The organism is Sporosarcina sp., from assembly GCF_029257255.1.
In the GTDB taxonomy this organism is placed as follows: domain Bacteria; phylum Bacillota; class Bacilli; order Bacillales_A; family Planococcaceae; genus Sporosarcina.
Map to the genome: position 1 here is coordinate 56,735 of NZ_JARICI010000036.1, position 25,094 is coordinate 81,828.

Below are 25,094 nucleotides of genomic sequence, written 5' to 3' on the forward strand. Positions count from 1 at the left end.
TCATTCAGGCGAGGCCTTGACCTGCAGCAAATTCACGATAAAGCATATGCGTTTGCACAAGCTCTTCATGCGTTCCTCTGCCTGTTATTTTGCCGTCTTCTAAAAACAGCAATTGATCGGCGTGTAAAACGGTGGCCAGCCGATGAGCAATAATTAATGTGGTGCGGCCCTTCATTAAGTGATGCAGCGCTTCTTGAACATGCGTTTCAGAACCGCTGTCTAAGTTAGAAGTCGCTTCATCAAGCAGTAAGATCTCCGGGTCATGCAGCAGGGCGCGTGCAATTGCAATCCTTTGCCTTTGACCGCCTGACAGCTTCATGCCCCGCTCTCCGACCCATGTTTCAAATTGGTCCGGCATGTCTTTTATAAATGAATAGGCATTGGCTGCACTTGCCGCTTCTATGACTTTTTCCATCGGCGGCCGCTGTTCTAACCCGTACGCAATATTATCGAGGATCGTGCCGCTCAATAACGGACTTTCCTGCGACACATAGCCGATTCGCTGGCGCCATTTTGATAAAGGAATATCGTTTACCGGAGCGTCACCCAATAAAATCTCGCCCGCGACCGGCTGGTAAAAGCGTTCAACCAGCGAGAAAATGGTTGTTTTCCCGCCGCCACTCGGACCGACAAATGCCGTGACAGTGCCTCTTTCCGCTGTAAACGAAATACCGTTTACTACTTGTTTCCCCTCATCATATGCAAAATGAACATCTGAAAATGTCAGCGCTGACTCAGACTGTACTGGTAATTCTCCTTCAGATGGTTCAGATTTCATTCGTAGAATCCCTTGAATGCGCTCTGTGGCTCCTACTGCCTTTTGGAAAGAAGTAAAGAACTGTGCCATCTGAGCAAATGGCATGATAATCTGGAATAACAGGAAAATGACAGCCACTAATGTCCCTGCAGACAGTGTACCTTTGGCAACTTGCGCGCCACCGTAACCAAGAATCACCACTAGGATGCCCATCATCGTCAGCATCATGATTGGTGAAATGACGGCTTGAATTTTCGCTTCTTTTAAGCCATAACGGAACAATGATTGTATCGCTGTCTTTCCTTTTTCACTTTCTGCCGGTTCTGCACGATAAGCTTTTACTAATCGGATATCGCCGAGTACACGACCCAAGTGTCCTGAGAACTTCGCCATCTCCGCCTGTGTTGCTTTCGCCACTTTATGCATAAGACGGCCGAGCGGATATAATATCGCCATGCTGACCGGCACGCTGACGAGCATGATAATCGTCATTTTCCAGTCCAGCACGAGCAGGATGATGACGGCTCCGATGATGGAAATCATGCCGGAAATGAACGATACTAGATGCTCAGACACGAGAGACTTTAATACCGTCGTATCCTGTGTAATGCGGCTCATAGTCTCTCCTGTTTCATTCTGATCAAAATACGGCACGGGCAGACGCAGAACTTTCTGCCATAATTGATTTCGCAGATCTGCCACTACCGTTTCTCCTATGTAGGCAAGCATATAGTAGGAAAAGCCGCCCGTAATCGCCTGGACGACAAATAAGATGAGCAGGAACAAACCAGTTTTCCAGTTCATCAGCTCACTTGTAAAAGAATCCACCAAGTCTTTGGTAATCAGAGGGACAGCTAAGCCTGCTGCGGTTTCGACGAGTGATAAAAGTAAAGCAATTGCGGTGACGGCTACAGGCCAATGCAGCGTTTTGATTAGACTAAAAAAGTTTTGTAACGATCCGGCTGATTTCATTTGCAACGGTCCTCTTCTCTATCTTATTCCCATGGTTTGCTGTGTAGCGCTTGCAGGTATTCACCAATCCTCATCCAGTCCTCTTCCAAATTGGGTCTGAGTGACGGCCGGTAGAAAATGGACGCGGGATGAAACGTCGGCAGAATAGTATAGGACTGTTCTGTCCAGCTATATTGTTTGTCTTCAAGCCTCTGTAGATATTGGACTGACTGCGTCAACAGCTGGCCATGCAGCTCTGTCACTTTGGCATGTTTGCCGAGCAGTCGCTGCAAACCTACATTACCAAGTGTGACGATGAGTCCTGGCTTTAAGTTCGCTACTTCATAATCCAACACAGGCGCATGAGCCAGCTGTTCTTTTTGTGTGGGTGGACGATTATATTTACGTTCCGTCAATGTGCCGTCCCGTTCCTTCTTTGTGCCCCATCTGTATGGACGACTGCGAAATGCACTGGTCATGTAGACATCTTCCCTTGATAAACCGACCGAAGCGAGTGATTTCATTAATTCGTTTCCCGCACGTCCGATGAACGGCACGCCATGTACGCCTTCGTGCTCGCCCGGTGCCTCTCCGATTAAAAGAATCGCGGGTGATTCAGGACCCTCTCCCTGAACGAAGCCTTCCACTTGAAACCCTTCGCTGCGTTCCAGTGCAAGACGGGCAATTTCATCTGGAATCCGAAACATCGTATCAACTCCCTTACTGTAAGTATAAGGCTTAAATAGCCGAATCAAAAACATTTGCCATTGAAAAAGCCGCCCCCATTTATGGTAAATGGAAACGACTTATCTTATTCTATGCTAATTCTGTTTGTTTTGTTTCTGTTCCAAGCAGTACAACCGATAATACACCAATCATAATCGCTGCACAGAAAATACCGAATATGATACCGAATCCGTAACCTGCCGTCAGTAACGATCCGACAAGAAGAGGACCGAATATACCGCCGACCCGGCCAACTGCTGCCGCAACGCCCGAACCTGTCGCACGTATTGCGGTCGGATATTGTTCTGGTGAATAGGCGTACAATGCACCCCATGCTCCTAAGTTAAAGAATGAAAGAAATGCACCTGCAATCATTAATGTAACCAAAGTATCCGCATTTCCGAACGCCAACGCGCTAAGTGCAGTACCGAATAAATACGTTGCAAGGACAAATTTGCGTCCTGCACGTTCAATTAGCCAGGCGGCACTGAAATAGCCTGGCAGCTGTGCCAAAGTCATAATCAGCACATAGCCAAAACTTTTAATTAGACTGAAGCCTTTAATCACCATGACACTTGGCAGCCACAGGAACATACCATAATAGGAAAAGACTACAGCAAACCAGACAATCCACAGCATGATCGTGCGCTTTCTAAATTCCGGAGTGAGCAATTGCTTGAGCTTCTGCCCCGCGGATTGCTCCGTCTTGCCTTCTTGAACAAACTTCTTTGAATCCGGCAGATTACGTCGTAAATAAATGGCGTAAAATGCAGGTAATGCTGTGATGATCAGCGCAACACGCCAGCCGTAACTTGGGATAACAAAATAGGCGATCAAAGCAGCGATAAGCCATCCTGCAGCCCAGAAACTTTCTAGCAGAACGACAACGCGCCCACGCTCTTTTGCAGATACGCTTTCTGAAACTAATGTAGAAGCTACAGGCAACTCCCCGCCAAGACCTGCACCAACTAAAAAGCGCAGAATCAGGAATGCCCATAACGCTGTGGTCAACGCAGACAAACCGCTCGCAACAGAAAATATGACCAATGTCATCATAAATACTTGCCTGCGTCCAATACGGTCTGCCAACAGTCCAAAGCCGAATGCACCGACTGCCATTCCAATTGAGTTGACACTGCCGATCCAGCCCATCTCTGAAGAAGTTAAATTCCATTCTACCGCAAGTGCTGCGATGACAAAAGACAGGATCCCGACATCCATCGCGTCAAACATCCAGCCAGTACCTGCGATACCAAGCAATTTATTACGTGAGATTTCTTTCTTTTTCACAAGTCTTCTACCTTTCTCTTGTAGAGTTTTTCAATGTCTTTACACGTGTAATTATACCACTGTATGACGTATTTTTACTAGTTTAGTTTTAGGCAGGAGAATCGCGAATGAGTATGGGAGAGGCTATGAGCACGGAACAGACGTGTATGATCTTGGAATCAAGCGGTATGGTCACGCGGCTGCTCGATATGAGCATAAATTTTAACGGAATGAGCGGCAGTATGGGTGCTAATAGGACATGCATGATCAACTACATCTGCATCCATCTGCATTCTACCCTAAATTCCATATAAAAATCCCGAAAGACTAAGTCTCCCGGGATTTGATTGCTTATTATAGTCCAGCTTCTACTTCTTTGATCATTTCTTTCAATGATTGAAGTCCGCCGCCTGACAAGTACCAATATTCACCGTTCAGGTAAACAATTTTTTCATTTTGGAACGCGTTTGTTTTCTTAACCAAGTCGTTTTCAACAGAATCTTTTGCTGATGCACCGTTACCGATTGCTGCATCACGGTCGATGACGAACAGGATATCAGGATTTGTGTCCAAGATGTATTCAAACGTAATGTTCTGACCGTGTGTGGAAGCTTCAATCTTTTCATCCGCAGGCTCAAAACCGAATACGTCGTGAATCAACCCAAAACGTGAGCTTGGTCCGTATGCACTTACTTTTCCTTCAGTTGCCAGGATCAACAATGCTTTGCCGTCTGATTCAGCAGTCTTCGCTTTGATATCTTCAATGCTTGCATCAACTTTATCCAATTCAGCTTTCATTTCATCTTCTTTGTCAAAAATCATTGCAATTTTATCCATGTTTTCTTTGAATGATTCCATGTAGCGTGTTGTATCTACACCCATGAAGATCGTCGGTGCGATTTTTGAAAGTTCTTCATATGAATCTGACTGACGTCCAGAGATAAAAATTACGTCCGGCTTCATTGCATTAATTGCTTCGAAATCAGGCTCTTTCAGGCTTCCCAGGTTTTCGTACTTTTCAGCATCATCGTATTTAGAAAGGTATGCAGGTACATGAGACTGTGGCAATCCTGCTACTTCAATTCCTAATTCATCCAATGTATCAAGTACACCGTTATCAAAGACAACTACTTTTTCAGGGTTCTTCTCAAGTGTTGTTTCACCAAGCTCATGCTTGATTGTGATTTCTGTGCTTTCTTCCACAGCTGGCTTATCTTCTGGTGCCGCGTTGTCAGCCGGCTTGTCTTCTTCTTTCGTGCTGCCGCAAGCAGCAAGTGCAAGCATTAAAATCAATGCAAATAGGGATAGTGTAAGTTTTTTCATTTGAATTAGTTCCTCGCTTTTTTTAAGAGTTAAAGTAAACACAAATACGACAATTTTTCATTTGTTGAATCGGGATATCCATATCGTAGATTTCCCGCAGTGATTCTGAATTGATAATATCGTTTGTCAGCCCGTCCTTGATGACCCTGCCGTTTTTCAATGCAACAATGCGGTCTGAATAAACGGATGCAAAGTTGATATCGTGCAACACGATAACGACCGTTTTACCCAGGTCATTGACGAGCTGACGTAAAATTTTCATAATCTGTACGGAATGTTTCATGTCCAAGTTGTTCAGCGGCTCATCCAGTAAAATATAATCGGTATCCTGCGCAATAGTCATTGCAATAAACGCGCGCTGACGCTGACCACCGGATAATTCGTCCAAATAAGCTTCCTGCATATCCATTAAGCCCATGTATTCAAGCGCCTGATTCACCATCCGTTCATCTTCTTCCTGGAGACGGCCCTTACAGTGCGGGAAACGGCCGAATCCAACAAGTTCGCGAATGGTCAATTTGACATTCATGAAATTGGATTGCTTAAGAATGGCTACACGCTTAGCGAATTCATTGGATTTCATATCCTTCACTTTGTGTTTGTCGAGCAATACTTCGCCTGTATCAGCATCCATCAACCTGCTAACCATCGAAAGAAGAGTAGATTTACCAGCCCCGTTCGGTCCAATGAAAGATGTGATTTTTCCGCGATGGATATTCACATTGACCTTTTCGACGACTGCCTTTTTTCCATAAAACTTCGTTAACTCACGAACTTGAATCATGAAGATCGACTCTCCTTTAATAGTAAATAGATAAAGTAAATGCCACCGACGAAGTTGATGATAACACTCAATGTCGTGGAGAACGAGAAGACCCGCTCAACAATCCATTGTCCGCCGACCAATGCAACGACACTCATTAACGCAGCTCCTGTGATTAAGATGGAATGCTTGAATGTGTTAAAGAATTGATATGACAGATTGGCGACAATGAGTCCAAAGAAAGTAATGGGACCGACCAGCGCGGTAGATACAGCAATGAGAACTGCGGATAATATCAGCATGATCTTGACGACCGTCTGATAATTCACCCCTAAGTTGATTGCGGTATCACGTCCTAATGAAAGAACATCCAGTTCATTGATATAGCGCCAGCCGATGATCAGTGTCAGCACGAGTATTGCAAATGCCCACCAGACGAGATCGCCGTTGATATTGTTGAAGCTCGCAAACATTTTATCCTGTACGCGCAAGAATTCATTCGGATCGATCAAGACTTGCAGGAATGTCGAGATACTGCCGAAGAACGTTCCGACAATAATACCGACCAGCAGCAAGAAATAGATCGGCCGGTTCCCCTTGCCGAATAAAAAGTGATAGAGCAGTAAAGCAAACAGTACCATGGCTCCCACCGACAACATAAAGTTGAATTGCTGATTTATCAGTACAAAATGGGTAGAACCAAAGAAGAAAATAAGGACAGTTTGCAATAAGATGTATAGGGAGTCCAGCCCCATAATGCTAGGCGTCAAAATTCGGTTATGTGTAATCGTCTGGAAAATGACCGTAGAATACGCGACCGCCACGCCCGTCAAAATCATCGCAACCACTTTGATCGCTCTTCGAGGGAGCGCGTAGTCATAGCTGCCGTTCAGTCCTTGAAATAAATACAATCCGCAAAACACTAGTGCAACAGCTGTTAAGATTACTAGTTTTGTTCTATTACGCATATGCTTTCCCCCTAAACAACAGGAACAGGAAGATTCCGCTTCCGATCACACCAACCATTAAACTGATCGAGATCTCGTATGGATAGATAATAACTCTTCCTATAATGTCGCAAATGAGAAGAAAGATTGCGCCGAGCAAAGCGGTGTGCGGTAACGTCTTTTGAAGATGGTCGCCTTTGAAAATCGAGACGATATTCGGGATGATCAGTCCTAAGAACGGGATTAGACCTACCGTTAATACAACGGTTGTCGTAATTAACGCAACTAAGACAAGGCCTATATTCACAATCCGTTTGTACGCCAGCCCTAAGTTCTTGGAGAAATCTTCACCCATTCCGGCCACTGTAAAACGATTCGCATATAAATAGGTAATGATCAGGACCGGTATGCTTATATACAAAAGTTCATAACGGCCTTTCATGATCATCGAAAAGTCACCTTGCAGCCAAGCTGACATGTTCTGAATGACATTTGCTTTATAAGCGAAAAATGTGGAAATGGATGACAGGATATTCCCGAACATCAAGCCGACAAGCGGAATGAAGATCGCATCCTTAAATTTAATTCGGTCCAGGATTTGCATGAACAAAAATGTACCGAGTAGGGCGAATGTAAAAGACACTGCCATTTTTTCTAATAGTGTTGCATTCGTGAATATTATCATTGAGACTAAAATCCCCAGCTTCGTTGCGTCAAGCGTTCCTGCTGTTGTAGGAGAAACAAACTTATTGCGGCTTAGCTGCTGCATAATCAGCCCGGCAATACTCATTCCTGCCCCCGCCAGCAAAATAGCAACTAACCGCGGAACCCTGCTAATTAAGAAAATTTCTGTTTCTTCTGATCTCCAATCCAATAAGTCCATTGGTGTAATTCTGCTTGCACCGACGAATAATGAAAGGAGTGAGAGTAGTATGACAGCTGTAAACAAATAACGTTTCTTCATGAAGAACTCCGATATCGAATATTTGAGCTTTTACTCACTTAAATGAAAATGATTATCATTCGCTCATGAACTACTTTAAGTGTTTTACTGTACGAAGTCAATAGCTAATTGAAAATGATTATCATCTCTTTGTGACAATTGATTTTTTATCGTATTCCACAGTCTATGTATTGTGACAGCCGTTCTACAGCGCAAAAAAACTGCCTTCCTGAAATACGGAAGACAGTTTACACTGCTTTTATTGCTGTTGCTGCATGGCTTCGTTCATATCAACTGCATTATCAATAACTTCTTTCGGTACTTTGATTTCATCAATTTCATTAATTTTCGAGATATCACCTTTGATCTTTTGTGAGATCTTCACTTGCTGGCCTTCTTCTTCCATTGTCATGACCATATCCATGTCAAAATGATTTGTGAAGAAAGTTTTCTTGTCAATTGTAAATTCCACATCAATACTTTCAATCTTCATTTGAGAAATGAGATCTAATTGCTCTTCTTCCATTCCTGCAGGCATGTTTTGTTCCATCATATCTTTCATCAATTCACTGAACTTATCGCCTGACCCCTTCAAATGAAGAATGTATTCATCATTGGTCTGTTCGAATGTAAAATCATCAGCGAACTCTTCATAAATAGAAAAGTCTACTTGTGTATTCATAGAACCCGCCATCTGTCCTGCAACTTCTTCATACATATCATTCGGCAGCTGCATCCAGTCGCCCGACTCTGGATCTTTCATAAAAAATCCGTCTTCTGTCATAAACATTTCGACAGCCATCTCTTCGTCGCCCATTTGCATGTTTATCGTTTGACGCATAGCAAGCGGTTTAACAATCATATCCATATCGATTGTCGAATGAACTTCTTGAATGTCCTCACCCATCTCGATGTTCTGGTCCATCACCATGTCAGCGTGCATGCTTTGTTGTGTTTCAGACGCAGCATTTGCTTTCTCCATCACTTCCTGCACAGTAAGGTCGCTTTTCACTACTACCTTTTCTTCTTTTCCAGGATCCGTATTGGTATCCTCTTTCGGCGTTGCTGTCTGTCCGCAGGCACTTAAAGCAAATGCCAGTGCACCCGCACCTATAATTGATGTCCACTTTTTCATATCTACATCTCTCCTCTTATTTTAGCTTCACTTAGTTGTACGGCCGAAGAAGTAAAAAGGTTCAATTTTCCTCAAATTCCGACATAAACGAAACCTTTATACCAAGTCTACCCAATAATTACATAGGCAATTTAAACGAGCAGGATAGGTAATTCCAACTCATTCTGTCAGAAAGGTTTAATTAAAGCTAAAGCGGGCATACTAGAAACATCCCACCCCCTTTCTCTTCTTATAAAGATAAAAGGATTTGGCTGCATGCATTGCGCATGCAGCCCTTTTTTTGCGTTTGATCTTCTGTTTACAATACAAACTCCTGCAGTCGCTCGCATTCGCTTACGGGCATTTCTACCGTCAGCAGTGTTCCTTCTTCTTCATAAGCAGTCTCTTTAATCGCAGCTGTCTCATTCAGATGGGAAACGATTTCTCCCCGATCATACGGGATGAGCAGTTTGCATGTTACATATTCTTTGAAAAGACTCTGTTCAATTAGCTTCAGCAATTCAGGTACACCTACATTTTTACCGGCAGACATCCAGATATTCTGATCCTGCACACGAGGGTACGGTATTTTTGCCAAGTCTGCTTTATTGTACACATTGACTGTCGGAACGCTTTCCACTCCGATATCCTGCAGAGTTTCATTGGTAATGTCCATCATATAACCGTGCTCTTCGTTAGACACATCGACAACATGAAGAAGTAGATCTGCATTTCTCGCTTCTTCTAATGTAGAGCGGAATGCTTTGACAAGATGATGAGGCAACTTGGAGACAAATCCTACCGTATCCGTCAAAATGAATTCTTTCTTGCTCTGTAGTTTGATTTTCCGAACAGCCGTCTCCAGTGTGGCGAACAGCATATCTTTTTCGCTCACTTGCTTTGACTCATCAGCTTCTACATATTGAAGCAGACGATTCATCAGCGTCGATTTTCCAGCATTCGTATAGCCAACAATAGATACAACCGGAATTCCGCTGCGCACCCGCTGTTTACGCTGAGTCTCCCGCTGTTCACTGACTTGATCCAATTCTTTGCGCAGTTTTGCAATCTGATCTTCAATTTTCCGGCGGTCAAGTTCCAGTTTCGTTTCCCCGGCCCCTTTGTTCTGCAGACCTCCGCCTGTTCCTCCACCCTGCCTGCTCAATGAAGCACGGAGCCCTACCAGACGCGGCAAAGAATATTGAAGCTGAGCTAGTTCCACCTGCATCTGCGCTTCGCGGTTACGTGCACGTCTTGCGAAAATATCCAAAATCAGCATGGTCCGATCGATAATTTTACATTCCAGCTCTTTTTCCAGATTACGCAGTTGAGAAGGCGACAGTTCATCATTGAAAATCAGCAAGTTTGCGCCTGTTTCCTCATATACCTGTCGTATTTCATCAATTTTCCCCTTACCTAAATAATGAGATGGGTTTCTTCTCTCAAGATTCTGTGACACTTGCCCAACTATCGTGACATCGATTGCTTCCGCTAAGTTGCGCAACTCTTCCATCGCATATTCGAAGTGTAGATCTTTTTGTTCATGTACACCAACTATGACTGCTTCTTCTATTAATACATCCATTCTAATATCCTCCCCAACGTCTTTTATAAACAGTTTACCCTTCATAACGCCAACTAACCGTTATTCGCCAGACGAACAGCTGCTAAACGTTCAGGCTCTCCAGGTTTTTCAACAAACTGAAATAGGGTATCTTCTATTTGAATATCATTGTGATCGCCAACCTTCTGTGACAGCAGGATTGCCCATTCTGCCGTATCTCTCAGCGGATCATCGACATGAAAAACACATTCTGTAATTTTGTGGTTTCGATGTACAGCGGTGTATGCCCCCTGTTCTTGCAATCTTTTAAACCGCTGAGCTTCTGTCTCTTCCCACTCAATGAAAAAAGGATAAGGCAGATCGCTCGTAATTTGTTGTTCAACAAACAACATTTTCCATCGTAGCAGCTTTCCATCATTAGTTCTTCGTGAAGCAGATAAAACATCTGTCGTCTGAAATCCCTTATTATCCAGCTCATCCTTCCACTCTTCCATATTTTCTACAGAAAAGCATACAGTTGCCCAACCGTTACCGTATGACTGATCATGAAGCAATTGTTCAATCAGTGGCTGACTCGATGCAGCTTGCTTCGCCTTGTCCAGATTTTCTACTGTCAGCCATTCAATATAAGCATTTTCTGTATAGAGCAATGCATTGGCAGTTCCCCAATGCTCATGACGGCCACCCATAATGGCGTCGTAACCTTCTGCTAGCTGTGCTTTAATAACTTCCTCCAGCTTTTCATTGGTGAAATAGACAATATGATCTAACTTCATGGCTGCGGCCTCCTCTACTACTCTTATTCACCCATCATAACAAAAACGTACAGTTATTCATTGTTTTCAAGCGCTGATTGGATTTTTTGTCTGAACTGCAATTGTTTTGTATGATGAGATCAGGAATCCGGACAATATTTCCCGGGAAATTTGATTATTCGACAGGAGGTAATGACATGAATGATGAAATGTGGCTAGAGCATACAGTGGAAATGGCGACAGTGAATGTAGCAAATGGCGGTGGCCCGTTTGCAGCGGTCGTTGTGAAAGACGGGGAAATTATTGGGTCAGGGACGAACCTTGTGGAAACCACATGTGATCCATCCGCACATGCAGAGCTTCTGGCAATCAAAGAAGCTTGTGCGAAATTACAGACACTGGATCTGTCTGCCTGTGTACTCTATGCCAGTGGTGAACCTTGCCCAATGTGTCTTGGTGCTTCTTATTGGGCAAAAGTGGGCAGAATCGTTTATGCGTGCAGCAAGCAGGACGCATATGAGGAGGTCGGTTTTACAAATCCAGTGCAACCTTTCTTCCCTGATCAAGAACTGCGACCTGAAAGAAGGTCAATTCCATTCATTCAGCATAAGACTACCGAAGCGTTAAAACCGTTCATTGCTTGGCAAAAACGCGAGTTCAAATGAGCTTGGGTATTTCCTGAAAGCTCTGAATAGTGTAGGATGAAAGAAGGGTTTCAGGAGGATAACATCTCCTGCTGAGAAAACAAATGCGGAGGGATAGTATGGTTATCGATTTATTAACGTCTCACTCTTCTGTTCGTCGCTACAAAGACGAGCCAATCACACGGGAGACAGTGACTGAACTGATTCGGGCAGGACAGCACGCGGCAAGCTCACATTTTGTGCAGGCCTGCTCCGTGCTTTATGTAACAGATACGGAAAAACGTGGACAACTGGCGGAGCTTTCCAAAAACCGCCGTCAGTTTTATACAGGCGGAGCAGTACTTGTTTTCTGCATGGATTACAACCGCCTGTCACATGCAGCCCGCCTGCACGGCAGAGAAATTGACTATTCTGTTGCTGAAAACGTCTTGGTCGGTGCAATCGATGTCGGTCTGTTCGCTCAAAATGTCGCCATCGCAGCTGAATCAAAAGGTTATGGCATCTGCTATATAGGTGGTGTACGTAATGCGATTGAAGAAATTGCAGAAGTGCTTGAACTGCCAAAAGGCGTCGTGCCTTTATTCGGCATGTCCATCGGTGTACCGAATGAAGCGAACGGCGTGAAACCGAGACTGCCAGTTGAAGCAGTCCTGCACGAAAATACGTATAATGAAGAAAAATACGATGAGTTATTGCCGGCTTACGATGAAATCATGATGGCATATTATGCAGGCCGCGATTCTAACCAGCGTGAAGCCACATGGACGGCAGAGATGGCGGATTTCCTAGAGAAACCGCACCGCCTTCATATTAAAGGATTTTTAGAGAAGCAAGGCTTTCTATTTAACTGAACGCAGACAGACAGGAGTGTCAAACCATGTCAGTAGATGAAGTACTCGAACTGTTGCAAAGACGCATGACAGACGGTACTTTCATTCGGGGGACGATCAGTCAGCCCCGTTTGAAATCAAACGAAACAAAACGCATAAAAATGAAGCCTCTAGAACTGAAAGGAGAATTTTACATTCAGTTTGAATATCAGCATGAGCGGATTCTTAAGCATGAGAATATAGCGCTCGATGATATTGCAGTGCCGTTGCAGGAGGCTCTTGAAGCTTACAAGCAATTCCATATCGAATTAACAGATGAAACGATTCAGATTCAGCTGTCGAAAAAGATGAAGGTTTCTATTAAAAGAATCTTTTTGGACACAGAGAAAACTGTGGATTACGCACATAACCGTAAAAAGCACTATGCACTGACTGAAGGAACACCTTATCCGTTTTTAGTACGTTTAGGCGTGCAAACTCCTGAAGGCAAAGTGAAAAATCAAAAGCACGATAAATTTCGGCAGATTAACCGTTTCGTCGAATTGATTGACGATACGCTGAGCCATCTTCCGCAAGACCGCCCGATCCGCATTTTGGATTTCGGTTCAGGCAAGTCGTATTTGACGTTTGCACTGTACCATTATTTGCGAATCGAAAAAGGCCTGGATATCCGGGTCACTGGATTAGATCTAAAAAAAGAAGTAATCGAAGAATGCCAAGTGATCGCACAAGACTTACAGTATGATCAGCTGGAATTCCTCGTAGGTGATATCAACGAATACGAAGGTGACACGGCAGTCGATATGGTCGTAACGCTGCATGCATGTGACGTGGCAACAGATATGGCACTTGCAAAAGCCGTTACATGGGGAGCTTCGGTTATTTTATCTGTTCCTTGCTGCCAGCATGAGCTGTTTTCACAACTGCAGTCCCCTGCACTTGATGTCATGCTGCAGCATGGCTTGGTAAAAGAACGATTTGCAGCGCTCGCCACGGATTCGTTGCGCGCCGAACTGTTGTCATTAGTAGGCTACGAAGCGCAACTCGTCGAATTCATTGATATGGAACATACGCCGAAAAACATACTGATTCGCGCCTATCGTAATGACCGTCAGCCAGATCAGGCGCAAATCGCACGCTATGCGGCATTCCGCGATATGTTGAATGCGAAACCATTTTTAGAAAAAGAACTGCAGCCGCGGCTTGGATTTCTTCCGGGCAGCAACACGATATAAATGAAAGTAGGACGGTCCAAAAGTCAGCTGGCTTTTGCGACCGTCTTTTTTTGCACTGTGAAGATGAGAATAGTGCGGTGAATAGTTTGTTTGGTTCGGTCAGTTAGTGGATTGGTGCGGTTCAAACGCGTAAATGTGCGGTCGACACAGGTTTTGGCTCGTTATCTAGAGTTTTTGGTACGGTTCGGTGCATTTTTGGCGCGCTGCTAAATCTCTTTAATCAGCAAAATTTCATTTTTAAAAAAAGCTGTCCAAAAGTCAATTTCGACTTTTAGACAACCCTCTTTGTAATCATCTCGGTAAATGTTCAATAATCGCATCAACCGCCTGCTTGATATGCTTAGGCTCTGTTCCTAAATTCAGGCGGATAAAGCCTTTGGATTTTTCGCCGAACCATTCACCGTAATCGATTGCCAGCTTGCATGTGTCCTGCACAAATTCCTTGACATTATCAGGCTGGATATACGCACGCAGATCGATCCACAGCAAATAGGTGCCTTCGAGCGGGCTAACTACCAATTTCGGCGCATGCTCTGCAAATTGTTCCACTGCATAGCGTTCATTGGATTTAATGACGGCGCGCAGCCCGTCCAGCCAGTCTGCACCATGTCGGAATGCGGCTTCAGAAGCCGTCATGCCGAGCAGATTAACTTCTGTCTGATTGACTGATTTCACAAATTGATCAAACTGATTGCGCAGCTCTTCCTTCTCGATAATGATCTGTGATGTCAACAGCCCTGCCAGATTAAATGTTTTGGAAGCAGCTGTCACCGTGATGACACGCTCAGAATATTTGCCGTCCGCCACAATGGCAGATGGAATATGCGTATGATCGCCGAATGTCATATCATGATGAATTTCATCCGATACAATCAGGACGTCATGTTTGTCACAGATTGCGAGCAGCTTCTCAGCCTCTCCAGCCGTCCATACGCGGCCAACGGGGTTATGCGGCGTACAATGAATAAACAGCTTCACATCATTGTCGACAATTTTCTTCTCAAAGTCTTCAAAGTCAATCGTGTACTTGCCGTCTGTATTGATCAGTTCACTGTTAACAAGCGTGCGTCCTGTGTCTTTCACCGCATTGCTGAACGGATAATAGACCGGTGACAGAATAATAACCGCATCTTCCGGCTTAGTAAAGGCATTGACGAACCAGTAAAGTGCCGTCACGACACCTGTTGAAAAGCGCATCCATTCCGACTTCACTTCATAGCCATGACGCTCGCGTTCCCAGTTGATGAACGCTTCATAATAGGAATCCGGAACATATGTATAGCCGAATACGCCATAATCTACTTTCTCTCTCAGTGCTTCCACTACCTGCTCAGGCACTTTAAATTCCATATCCGCCACCCAGGCAGCCAATAAATCTGCATCGCCGAAACGTTCCTCTAATTTATCCCACTTCAATGAGTTCGATCCTCGTCGGTCAATTGCATATCGTTCCAAAAACTGATCTTTATTCATACGTACATCCTCCCTTATTTTACTATTCAATCCTATCTGTCTACTCAGATTATACCATATATGCACTTTTGCTTCCTGTTCGTGTTGAGCGCAATATTTTTGGGGTATAGTGTAACTATTGATTTGGCAACTTGCTGGAGGTAATTATCATGAGAAAATGGATGGGATCATTGAGTTGGACAGCACTGATTTTCTTCTGTTCTGCCCATTCCGTAACAGCACAAGCAACATTATATACAGATATCCCCGACTTTCACTGGGCAAAAAATGAAATTCTTCAATTGACCGAAATGAATGTATTGCATGGTGATGCTGATTTGCAGATCAGACCAGATGCACCGCTGACAAAAGGACAGGCCGTACGAGCTTTATCACAGACTTTACCGTCCAAAGCACCAAGCCTGTACCCTATTTCTGATATGAATGAGCCAATAAAACCTGAACAGTTGCTGCAGGTATTGACCGTTGCATTTGACATAGAACCTGATCAATTGATTGCACTGTGGTCTTCGCAACTTGAACAGACTGCTTTACATAACATTGCACTATTCAAAGTCCTGACTGCGAAAGAATTTCTGCAAAATGGATCAACGGTTGTTACAAAAGCTACTTTCGCTAAAGTTTTGCATCGTTTATTACTGAACAGCGGCTATATTAAAGAAGCCAAATCCTACACGGTGACCGATATCGAAACATCGGAGAATTTTTTACCCATGAACACTTCTCTTTATATAGAAGAAATACCATTCGCACGGCATCGAATTTCTTTGCGTGCCGAAGAAAAAATTCATTTGAAATCACGGTCCCAGACCGATTATGGCTTCTCGCACGATGAAAACTACACATATCAAGTGGGAGCAGCCGGTGCGGAAATCAAAGTGACATTCAGAAACCTAGCAAATCAAGATATCTTTGTATTTTCTGAACTGAATAACCCATCGGACGAGCCTATTACAGTGGATATTCTGCAAAAGGAAAATGAGGTCTCCTATTTTGATTTATATCGCTATGACCGGTATCCGCTGATGAGAGAAAACATTGATTCAGCTGATGCAGATATGACTTCTTATCCGACAGGTGTACTGCGTTTCATTCGAAATGACGGTACTGTTAGAGAGCGAATGATCGGGCAGTCCTATAGTTCAAAGCAGCTTTCCAAGCGATACGATAACGGTGGGGAAAGTTTCACACGTGAACTGATCGATGAACAGGAAGCTCTGTCCTATGCTTTGGCAGACGACTCGCTGCTGTCTGTTTATACATTGCGTTCCAAAGGACAGGATATCGCGGATCACTGGTATTTAAATTCTGACCATCAGCTGTTTGATTCGAAGGAAAAGATTTATGCCTGGATGAGAGAGACAGGTCAGAATCACAAGAAGCGCAATAATTGGTATACTGCGGACGGTGCCTATAATAAACTGGCCGACTCTACGGAACCGATGCCGAAGTCAGGACAGAACTATGGCCGGACGCTGTTAATGATGAAAGAAGACCGTGCGCTGATGCTTTTCCATGAGCAGGGTGACCGCTATTTTGAAAACCTGGTCTATAACGCGTTCGTTAATCTAAAAAACTTCAAGAAAGATAAGGATTACTGGGAAACGGAAGTAACGAGCACCTATCTGAAAGACTTGTACAAGATACATGCCCCTTTCATTGACACCCGTTTCAATGAACAAATTGCGCTGTTTTATTATAATATCGGCAGTGAATTCGCTATTCCGGAAGCCAATGAACCGTTGCGGAATTACGCGGATTTGCTCGTGTCACAGGAAGACAAAGGCAATATTATACCCGTGAAAAAATACGCGTATTATATTGCGGATTACTTCCCGATCAATCAGGAAGTCACAACGCACGCTTCCATGAATCACGTGCTTGGCGGGATGAATATTTTACTGATGGCATACGAGGAATTCAAAGATCCCCGTTATTTGCAGACTGCACGCCGCATCCAGCAGGCTATCGCCTATCAGAAGGAAAACTGGATTCGCGACAACGGTGATATCTGGTACCGCATCTCACCTGATCTGTCATTTAAGGGCGATGATTATAAGCATCTGACACTCGAGGACTTGATTAATGCTTACCAGCTTTGGCAGAGGATAGATCCTGTCTATCTCCCTTATCTGAAAGAGCTGATTATTTCCAAAGCGACCTTCTTGTCGAATGAAAATTTAGGCTATACGACGAAAATAAAAGAAGGTTTGGAACATATTGATCTTTCGAAGTATCTTCCTAAAGGTGAAGAGGTGACCGATGCATTATAAAATGAGGAGAGTACTCTTCAGAAAGAAATTCGGATCCTGAATGATTGGTTCGGCTTTTCCTAACAGTCGATTTACCAGAGGAAGAAGATTGTAATGCATTCGTAAACAACATAATTTTGGCGTTTGTGAGTCAGATATCTATTAGTAATACTATAGAATTAAACCCCTGAACAGTAAGCTCAGGGGCTGTGTAGTAACTGACTTTTATAAATCTGAAATTTTGACGAAGATATACCCTTCACTTTGTAAATAGGCTAAAACTGCTTCGAGACCATCCGCTGTCGATTGATGGATATCATGCATCAAAATGGTACTCCCGTCTTTCGTCGCACTTTTAACATTGGCAAGAAGCTGGTTTGAATCACGGTTTTTCCAGTCAAGGGTATCGACATCCCATAAGATGACAGGCAAGTTTGTTTGGTTGCGGACAGTGTCGTTGACTGCCCCGTAAGGCGGTCTGAATTCGGTTACTTTCTGACCGGTCACATTTTCAATAATCGCAGAAGTTCTATCGATTTCATGCCGGGCCTTTTCTGCGCCTAACTTGGTCAAATCAAGGTGAGCCCACGTATGATTTCCAAGCTCGTGACCTGCTTTTTGTACTTCCCTTGCCATTTCAGGATGTTTTTCAACCATGTTACCAAGCATGAAAAAAGTTGCTTTTGCATCATATTTTCTCAAAGTCTCAAGTATTTGCATTGTCACTTTGGGATGTGGTCCATCGTCGAAAGTCAGGGCAACTTTCTTAACACCTTTGCCATGCTCTTCTTTAGTTTCTTCATTAACAACAGCATCTCCATTGCTATGCTCTTGATGTAGAAGGTCAGCAGTCTCTCTTTCTTTCACAGGTTTTTTGGTAATCGCATTTTCATCAGTATCTTGCATTCCCGACTTGAATTTATCGGAAAGTAAGTTATCTATATTCTTTAACGGAATAACCACAGCCGGAGGGCCGATTGTCCCTGCCATCAGTTTATATTCATCAAAATAGAAGATTAGAGATTCATCTGTAATTGCAAAATTCCCGAAATTGTCCCAAGTCGGTTCTGTCTTTGTATGAAGACTTCCTGGGGGGAGGTAGTCTTCGATTACTGGATTATTATCTAGTACCTTACGTACTAGATTAGAAAGAGTGTTAAGATGTTTCGAATTGTGATCGAGCACATCTGAGATTGTAAAGTTTTCTCCTGTTTTAAGATTCAAATGGAAGGATCGAATCTCCGTCTCTCGAATAGTCTTTCCAGTTTTACGGTTGTTAACCAGAACAAAAGAATAGTTACCTGAACGATGAGAAAGAATTTCATAAGAAATATTCAATCCACTTTTATATTTACTGCCGTTATGTTTAGTTAAATAATCCTGCTTTGTATCTTCTATGTAACTGGAAATAGCTTGATTGATCGGATTATGTAAACTTTGCGGATATTGAATGATATAAGGTGTATTTAAGTCTTTCGATGTTTCAGTAATAATTTTAATATCTGGATAATCAGAGTCGGAAGTACCGATCACAACTGAAGCAGGAGTAACGGCTTGTTTAGTTTTAGAGAATAAGGCAGCTTCACCTTTAGTGGTCAGTGTAATTAAACTGGCGGCAGATATGGTTAGTACGATAATAACAATTAAAAATATAACGTCAATCCAGAAAGAACGACGTTTTCTATGTGGTTTCTTCATACGAATACTCCTTTACTTGACTTTTACGAGCAATATACATTGCTAAAAACTCACCACTACACACTTTTATTGTGGAAGCAGCAAACACCCCATTGTGTTTGCTGCTTTAAATGAAAAGAAATTAGTTAATATATGTGTCACTGACCAATAAATTTTCAAGTATATCCGATGGGATCTCGAACGTCACAACCCCCATATAGCCGGGTGCTACTTCATAATCGTCAAATGAAATAACGAGTTTATTATTCGTAGTTATATAGAAGTTTTGATTAGGTTTAACTGCTTCAAATTCCAATTCGGATCCGTCATACTGGAAGTAATTGACCTTTTCATCTATCGACATTTGTCGCTTCATCTCATCTGCGATATACGAGCTAATCACATCAATATATTTGTTATCTTTAAAAAGACTTGGAAGTGTAATGACTATATTTTGCTGTTTATCAATTGTGTCGTACTTCATTGTTGTTGACGACGAGCCGACAGTGTTCACCTCATAACGAGCAATCGATAGGAGTTGGCCGGTATCGGTCAATACTTCGTAGCCCGTGTCAATTCCAAGGTGGCCGTCTCCTGCTTTTTTCATTTCAGCTACTTCTGCTTCAAATTGTTCGAAGAGCGCCTTATTTTCCTCCATATATTTATCATTTAATGAAGTCTGCAACTCTTCATTTTCTAAACCGGTAATCTCAGGTGTATCAAGATTGGCTTGATATGTCTTTTCATCTACAGTTAATTTTTGAACAGTCAAAACTTCTACAATAACTCCTAGTCCAGGGATATTCACCATCGATTGTGCCATAGCTGGACTCATGTTGATGCTCCCAATAAATATCACCACTGCTGAAGCAACCCCAATCGTCCATTGTTTTACAATCGGACGTTTCTTTCGCACTTCTTTAGCCTGGCGAATGGAGCTTTTCACAACATCTTCCAACTCCGCTGGAATTTCTATCGCCTCATAATCTTTTTTTAACTTATTCATTTTTTTCATAATCTAAAATCCTCCCCTATTTCAATGCGTAATACTTTTAATGCGCTATAGAGCCTGGTTTTAACGGTATTGACATTTTGACCAGTTACAGTTGCAATTTCATCCATTTTTAAATCCTCGAAAAAACGGAGAATGATTAGTGTCTTATATTTTGGAGGCAATTGTTCAATGGCATCTTGCAAATCCATATCAGTGAATTCATCCTCTATTTGTGGCAAATGCTCAAGCAGATGATCATCATCCATTGCCGAAACTCGTTGATTTTTTCTAATATAATCAATTGATGTGTTGATAACAATTCGGTAGAACCACGTTTTCAAATAGGTGTTTTCTTTGAGACTATCGATTGATTTAAGTGCTTTGAATATAGATTCTTGTACAATATCGAGTGCCATTTCTTTATTTCTAACATAGCTGTATGCAAGGCGATAATGGGATTCTCGATTTTCTATTATAAATTTCTCTATAATTTTAAAACTATCTGTTTTTGTCATGACACACTATTCACCTTTCCCCATTTTAAACACGTCGCGATCACGTTCTAATTATTTGACGGACCAGAAACGTAAAAAGTTTGGATTGATTTTCAAAGTATTGGTTGGCTGAATGTTCTCAGTGTTCATTATAAGATTATGACAACGTACAGAAGGATGAAATAGTATTCGAGAGGAGCTTGATGATGACCATTTCCAATAAGTGTACTTTATGGTAAGGTTCAATCTATAGACAGCTCAAAGACCGCTAACTCACATATAGATTAACGGTCTTTTTTATACATTCATTTGAATTTACTACTATACGTTACATATTCGAAATAGCTTAGCCTCTGTTCTGCTGATCCGCATAAACACTCATTGCATCCCGCATGAATTCCGCCAGCCCCTCGCCGAACTGATCGATATTTTGCTTGAAGCGTTCATCCGCCACATACATGTCACCCAGCCCTCTAAATGCATCCAATGAATAGCTGCCCATTCGGTTCAGCAGGATGAACCACTCTTCAATAGCAGCCTGCGCTTCAATAGAATCTGCCTTTTGGTGCCGGAGTTCTGCCAACTTGAAATAAATCCGGTTCATTTCATTCTGCATCTCCTCTCCAAACTTTCGGTTGGTCTGCTCCACTTTTTTCTCACCCCATCTTGCCTTCGCTTCTTCTTCATACGGATTCTTTCGAAAATCGAATCCCTTGAACTTCTCTTCATTGGTCATCATATCTTCCCCTTTCTCTGATTGGATCGTGCGGTCAATCGTATGAAGCATAACTTCCAGCTGCGTTTTTTTCTGCAACAGCATATTCCGTTGCAGTTCCAATGCTTCCACGCGCTCAAACGCCGGACTTTGCAGCAATTCTTTTATTTGCTTTAATGAGAAACCGAGTTCCCGAAAAAATAATATTTGCTGCAGGTCTGCCAGGTTTTCATTGGAATATAGCCGGTAGCCTGCTTCAGTCACTTCGTCTGGAATGAGCAGTCCGATATCGTCGTAATGATGCAATGTGCGAATACTGACGCCTGTCATTTCTGCCACTTCTTTTACTTTCATCTGATCCACCGTCTTTCTATCTTTACTATAAGGTCTAACGTTACGTAAGAGTCAAACTGTAATTTCATTTCTTCTTACTGGATCTTCAGCTTTGAAGCTTTCAGATAACTGCGTTAGTATAATGCTAGAATCAAGAATTTACTATGCGGAAGGAGATTTCAAATGACACAAACATTCCACGCACTGACAGTCGATAAACAAGAAGTTGACTTTACATTAGAGGTACGTAAACTTTCACTTGAAGACCTGCCGGCAGGAGACACGGTCATTCGCGTGCACTATTCGGGTATCAACTATAAAGACAGTCTGGCGTCCATACCAAACGGCAACATCGTGCAAAACTATCCGATGGTTCCCGGTATTGATTTAGCAGGTGTGGTCGTTTCTTCAACAGATGACCGATTTAAAGAAGGAGACGAAGTCATTGCGACAAGCTACGAAATCGGTGTGGCACACTTCGGCGGATACAGTGAATATGCAAGAGTAAAGGCGGACTGGGTTGTACCACTTCCAGCAGGACTTTCATTGAAAGAAGCGATGATTATTGGAACAGCGGGCTTTACAGCAGCACTGTCTGTTCAGCGTTTAGAAGATAATCATGTGTCACCTGATAAAGGAAATGTGCTGGTTACAGGTGCAACTGGTGGAGTAGGAAGTTTTGCAATTTCGTTTTTATCAAAGCTCGGCTACGATGTGGAGGCAAGCACTGGAAAACAGGACGAGCATGCATATTTGGAATCTCTCGGTGCCAAGTCTATTGTATCTCGTGAAGAAGTTTATGATGGTAAAATCCGTGCTCTCGGCAAGCAGAAATGGGCAGCTGCGGTGGATCCGGTCGGCGGTGAACCTCTTGCATCGTTAGTAAGCCAGATTGAATATGGCGGATCAGTCGCTGTGAGTGGATTGACTGCCGGCACTAAATTACCAACTACCGTATTCCCCTTCATTTTGCGTGCAGTGAACCTGCTCGGCATCGATTCTGTCTACTGCCCGATGGATGTACGCAAAAAAGTATGGGACCGTTTAGCAACGGACTTAAAGCTTCCGGACCTGGAACAGCTGGTACAAAAGGAAATTTCATTGGAAGAATTACCTGACGCACTTCCCGTTTTATTGAAAGGTGAAGCCCGCGGACGAACCATCGTAAAATTGATTTAAGCATAGGAAAGAGCCATCCTCACCATGTGTGCAGGATGGCTCTTCTCTGTCAATTAACGTTCTTGTTCCAATAACTTAATCGTTTCATCGTATTCTCGTTCAATTTCAGCATTCTTTTTATACGTTAATAAACTAACGATGTACACCACAATTAGACAAACTAAAAATCCGGGAACGATCTCATACAGAGCTTTGGAAAGCACTTTAAAACTCCCCCAAATGCCCACTGTCACGGCTCCCGCCACCATTCCGCACAATGCGCCCTGTGCGGTGATCTTTCTCCAGTAAAGAGACAGTAAAATGATCGGTCCAAACGCCCCGCCGAAACCTGCCCAGGCGAAAGAAACCAATTTTAACACCGATTCCTTATTCGGCCATGCGAGAATTACCGCAACGATCGCAACGATCATCACCGCTGCACGTCCTAAAAAGACATATTGCCGTTCTGATGCGTTTGACTTAAAGACTGCTTTATATAAGTCTTCGATCAGTGCAGACGATGTCACGATCAACTGAGATGAAATCGTACTCATGACCGCCGCTAATACTGCGGCCAGCATAATTCCCGCAATTAATGGATGGAAGAATAGTTGGCCAAGGACAATAAATACGGTCTCTGGATCCGCAAGCTCTGCAGCGTTTTGCTGAAAATAAGCAATTCCGATTAAAGCCGTGGCAATTGCGCCGATCAAACTTAACAGCATCCAGCCGATTCCGATACGTCTGGCACTCTTCGTCTCTTTAACCGATTTTATTGCCATAAAACGCACAATAATATGCGGCTGTCCAAAGTAGCCCAGGCCCCATGCCAGTGAGGATATGATGCCCAATACGCCGATACCCGATGCGAAATTAAACAGCGCAGGATCCACTTGACGAATACTGTTCGCCGTTTCTGTAAATCCGCCTGTAATGAATATGCCGACGGCCGGCACTAATATCAGTGCAAGGAACATGATCAATCCTTGTACGAAGTCGGTATAGCTGACTGCTAAAAATCCTCCAAATAACGTATAGGCAATGACCACTGCGGATACGATCAGCAGCCCTGTATGATAATCTAAACCGAATGAACTTTGAAAGAATTTCCCGCCTGCCACCATTCCCGAAGAGACATAGAAAGTGAAAAATACTAATATGATGATACCCGAAGCAACACGCAGCAAACGAGATGTATCCTTCAATCTATTTTCCAAGAAACTTGGAATCGTAATGGAGTTATTCGACACTTGCGTATACATACGCAAACGCGGTGCCACCAGCAGCCAGTTTAAATAGGCTCCTATTGTCAATCCAATGGCAACCCATGCTTCAACAAGACCGTTCAGATATATGGCGCCCGGTAGACCCATCAAGAGCCATCCTGACATATCAGAAGCCCCGGCACTCAACGCTGTAACTGCGGGTCCAAGTGAACGTCCGCCCAGCATATAATCCGTCAGATTGGATGTCCGTTTGAACGCGTACCATCCGATAAATAACATAGCTGCCATGTACAAGATGATCGAGATGAGTTGATACGCTTGTTCCGTCATACAATCTCCCTCCTTTTTAAACAACAGTCCTATTTTACATGATTCTCAGACTTCTTTGAACCATAATCCTAAAGTGTGTATATTGAAACTATTAGTATCGACAATATTCCCCGGGAAATACTTTTTTGCGACAGTCTTTTATTCAACAAAATGAAAGAGCTGCCCATTTTGAAACCAATCCATATTCCATTTCGTATAAAAGAAAACAAAAGGAGGAGATTGAATGTTACACACGACAACGAACACTCTGCAGGGAAAAACTATTGAAACGTATCACGGAATTGTATCAGGAGAGACCATTATGGGAGCGAATATCGTCCGCGATATCTTTGCATCCGTCACAGATATAGTCGGCGGAAGAAGTGCGGCATATGAAAGTAAGCTGACAGAGGCCCGTGAGACTGCAATCGAAGAAATGTCAGAGAAAGCACGACGCATGGGCGCGAATGCTGTAATCGGCGTGGATCTGGATTTTGAAATGGTACGTGAAGGTATGATGATGTGTATCGCTACGGGTACGGCTGTAACGTATCGGGACGGAGAATAAGCTTCGAATAGCCATTGTTAGAGGTGACTTGAGGTGCATAGAAGGTTTGTAACTTTTCAAGATAATGCAAAGAA

23 protein-coding genes are annotated in these 25,094 nt (G+C 43.1%); 7 read left to right on the forward strand and 16 right to left on the reverse strand.

Annotation, left to right across the window (positions count from 1 at the left end):
* Positions 1-4 precede the first annotated feature (4 nt).
* From Q1J64_RS07975 to Q1J64_RS07985, 3 genes are all read right to left on the reverse strand, one after another.
* Positions 5-1,729, reverse strand: a complete 1,725-nt coding sequence (locus Q1J64_RS07975) for an ABC transporter ATP-binding protein (protein ID WP_301108541.1) — start codon at positions 1,727-1,729, stop codon at positions 5-7.
* Positions 1,730-1,752: 23 nt separating this feature from the next.
* Positions 1,753-2,415, reverse strand: coding sequence for a uracil-DNA glycosylase (locus Q1J64_RS07980; RefSeq protein WP_301108542.1), 663 nt, complete (start codon positions 2,413-2,415; stop codon positions 1,753-1,755).
* 109 nt (positions 2,416-2,524) lie between these two features.
* Positions 2,525-3,667, reverse strand: coding sequence for an MFS transporter (locus tag Q1J64_RS07985; protein WP_301108607.1), 1,143 nt, complete (start codon positions 3,665-3,667; stop codon positions 2,525-2,527).
* Between the two features lie 164 nt (positions 3,668-3,831).
* Here Q1J64_RS07985 and Q1J64_RS07990 point away from each other — a divergent pair, with 164 nt between their 5' ends.
* Entirely contained in the window at positions 3,832-4,017 is a 186-nt protein-coding gene (locus Q1J64_RS07990) for a hypothetical protein (RefSeq protein ID WP_301108543.1), read from the forward strand.
* A 40-nt stretch (positions 4,018-4,057) separates the two neighbouring features.
* Here the strand turns inward: Q1J64_RS07990 and Q1J64_RS07995 are convergent, their stop codons facing one another.
* The 7 genes from Q1J64_RS07995 to Q1J64_RS08025 form a co-directional block, all read right to left on the reverse strand.
* On the reverse strand, positions 4,058-5,026 hold the full coding sequence (locus Q1J64_RS07995) for a siderophore ABC transporter substrate-binding protein (RefSeq protein WP_301108544.1): 969 nt from the start codon (positions 5,024-5,026) through the stop codon (positions 4,058-4,060).
* A 22-nt stretch (positions 5,027-5,048) separates the two neighbouring features.
* Complete coding sequence (locus Q1J64_RS08000; protein ID WP_301108545.1) at positions 5,049-5,810, reverse strand: iron ABC transporter ATP-binding protein; 762 nt, start codon at positions 5,808-5,810, stop codon at positions 5,049-5,051.
* A complete protein-coding gene (locus Q1J64_RS08005) occupies positions 5,807-6,757 on the reverse strand; it encodes an iron chelate uptake ABC transporter family permease subunit (RefSeq protein ID WP_301108546.1) in 951 nt (316 codons plus the stop codon). Before Q1J64_RS08005 ends, Q1J64_RS08000 begins: the two co-directional genes overlap by 4 nt.
* Complete coding sequence (locus tag Q1J64_RS08010) at positions 6,750-7,700, reverse strand: ABC transporter permease (protein ID WP_301108547.1); 951 nt, start codon at positions 7,698-7,700, stop codon at positions 6,750-6,752. Before Q1J64_RS08010 ends, Q1J64_RS08005 begins: the two co-directional genes overlap by 8 nt.
* 238 nt (positions 7,701-7,938) lie before the next feature.
* The gene (locus tag Q1J64_RS08015) at positions 7,939-8,814 is read right to left on the reverse strand and encodes a DUF6612 family protein (RefSeq protein ID WP_301108548.1); all 876 of its coding nucleotides are present in this window, start codon (positions 8,812-8,814) and stop codon (positions 7,939-7,941) included.
* Positions 8,815-9,112: 298 nt separating this feature from the next.
* A complete protein-coding gene (gene hflX / locus Q1J64_RS08020) occupies positions 9,113-10,378 on the reverse strand; it encodes a GTPase HflX (protein ID WP_301108549.1) in 1,266 nt (421 codons plus the stop codon).
* 53 nt (positions 10,379-10,431) lie between these two features.
* The gene (locus Q1J64_RS08025) at positions 10,432-11,133 is read right to left on the reverse strand and encodes a VOC family protein (protein WP_301108550.1); all 702 of its coding nucleotides are present in this window, start codon (positions 11,131-11,133) and stop codon (positions 10,432-10,434) included.
* Between the two features lie 176 nt (positions 11,134-11,309).
* Here Q1J64_RS08025 and Q1J64_RS08030 point away from each other — a divergent pair, with 176 nt between their 5' ends.
* From Q1J64_RS08030 to Q1J64_RS08040, 3 genes are all read left to right on the forward strand, one after another.
* Positions 11,310-11,777 (forward strand): nucleoside deaminase, encoded by a 468-nt coding sequence (locus Q1J64_RS08030; RefSeq protein ID WP_301108551.1) that lies wholly within the window; start codon positions 11,310-11,312, stop codon positions 11,775-11,777.
* 98 nt (positions 11,778-11,875) lie between these two features.
* Positions 11,876-12,607 (forward strand): oxygen-insensitive NADPH nitroreductase, encoded by a 732-nt coding sequence (gene nfsA, locus Q1J64_RS08035; RefSeq protein WP_301108552.1) that lies wholly within the window; start codon positions 11,876-11,878, stop codon positions 12,605-12,607.
* A 26-nt stretch (positions 12,608-12,633) separates the two neighbouring features.
* Positions 12,634-13,821 carry a class I SAM-dependent methyltransferase gene (locus Q1J64_RS08040; protein WP_301108553.1) on the forward strand — a complete coding sequence of 396 codons (1,188 nt, stop codon included), beginning with the start codon at positions 12,634-12,636 and terminating at the stop codon, positions 13,819-13,821.
* A 291-nt stretch (positions 13,822-14,112) separates the two neighbouring features.
* On the opposite strand, the gene Q1J64_RS08045 is transcribed toward Q1J64_RS08040, so the two are convergent.
* A complete protein-coding gene (locus Q1J64_RS08045; protein WP_301108554.1) occupies positions 14,113-15,294 on the reverse strand; it encodes a MalY/PatB family protein in 1,182 nt (393 codons plus the stop codon).
* A gap of 149 nt (positions 15,295-15,443) precedes the next feature.
* Between Q1J64_RS08045 and Q1J64_RS08050 the strand changes: the two genes are divergently transcribed.
* Positions 15,444-17,567 (forward strand): S-layer homology domain-containing protein, encoded by a 2,124-nt coding sequence (locus tag Q1J64_RS08050; RefSeq protein ID WP_301108555.1) that lies wholly within the window; start codon positions 15,444-15,446, stop codon positions 17,565-17,567.
* A 204-nt stretch (positions 17,568-17,771) separates the two neighbouring features.
* On the opposite strand, the gene Q1J64_RS08055 is transcribed toward Q1J64_RS08050, so the two are convergent.
* The 4 genes from Q1J64_RS08055 to Q1J64_RS08070 all read right to left on the reverse strand — a co-directional run bounded on the left by Q1J64_RS08055 (position 17,772) and on the right by Q1J64_RS08070 (position 21,780).
* Positions 17,772-19,244 (reverse strand): polysaccharide deacetylase family protein, encoded by a 1,473-nt coding sequence (locus Q1J64_RS08055; RefSeq protein WP_301108556.1) that lies wholly within the window; start codon positions 19,242-19,244, stop codon positions 17,772-17,774.
* Positions 19,245-19,365: 121 nt separating this feature from the next.
* Positions 19,366-20,238, reverse strand: coding sequence for an anti-sigma-V factor RsiV (gene rsiV, locus Q1J64_RS08060; RefSeq protein ID WP_301108557.1), 873 nt, complete (start codon positions 20,236-20,238; stop codon positions 19,366-19,368).
* Complete coding sequence (gene sigV, locus Q1J64_RS08065) at positions 20,235-20,732, reverse strand: RNA polymerase sigma factor SigV (protein WP_301108558.1); 498 nt, start codon at positions 20,730-20,732, stop codon at positions 20,235-20,237. Before sigV ends, rsiV begins: the two co-directional genes overlap by 4 nt.
* 325 nt (positions 20,733-21,057) lie before the next feature.
* Positions 21,058-21,780, reverse strand: a complete 723-nt coding sequence (locus Q1J64_RS08070) for a MerR family transcriptional regulator (protein WP_301108559.1) — start codon at positions 21,778-21,780, stop codon at positions 21,058-21,060.
* Positions 21,781-21,942: 162 nt separating this feature from the next.
* On the opposite strand from Q1J64_RS08070, the gene Q1J64_RS08075 reads away from it, so the two are divergent.
* Positions 21,943-22,938, forward strand: coding sequence for an NADPH:quinone oxidoreductase family protein (locus tag Q1J64_RS08075; protein WP_301108560.1), 996 nt, complete (start codon positions 21,943-21,945; stop codon positions 22,936-22,938).
* 53 nt (positions 22,939-22,991) lie between these two features.
* Here the strand turns inward: Q1J64_RS08075 and putP are convergent, their stop codons facing one another.
* Entirely contained in the window at positions 22,992-24,473 is a 1,482-nt protein-coding gene (gene putP / locus Q1J64_RS08080; protein WP_301108561.1) for a sodium/proline symporter PutP, read from the reverse strand.
* A 223-nt stretch (positions 24,474-24,696) separates the two neighbouring features.
* Between putP and Q1J64_RS08085 the strand changes: the two genes are divergently transcribed.
* Positions 24,697-25,020, forward strand: a complete 324-nt coding sequence (locus tag Q1J64_RS08085; protein ID WP_301108562.1) for a YbjQ family protein — start codon at positions 24,697-24,699, stop codon at positions 25,018-25,020.
* Positions 25,021-25,094 lie beyond the last annotated feature (74 nt).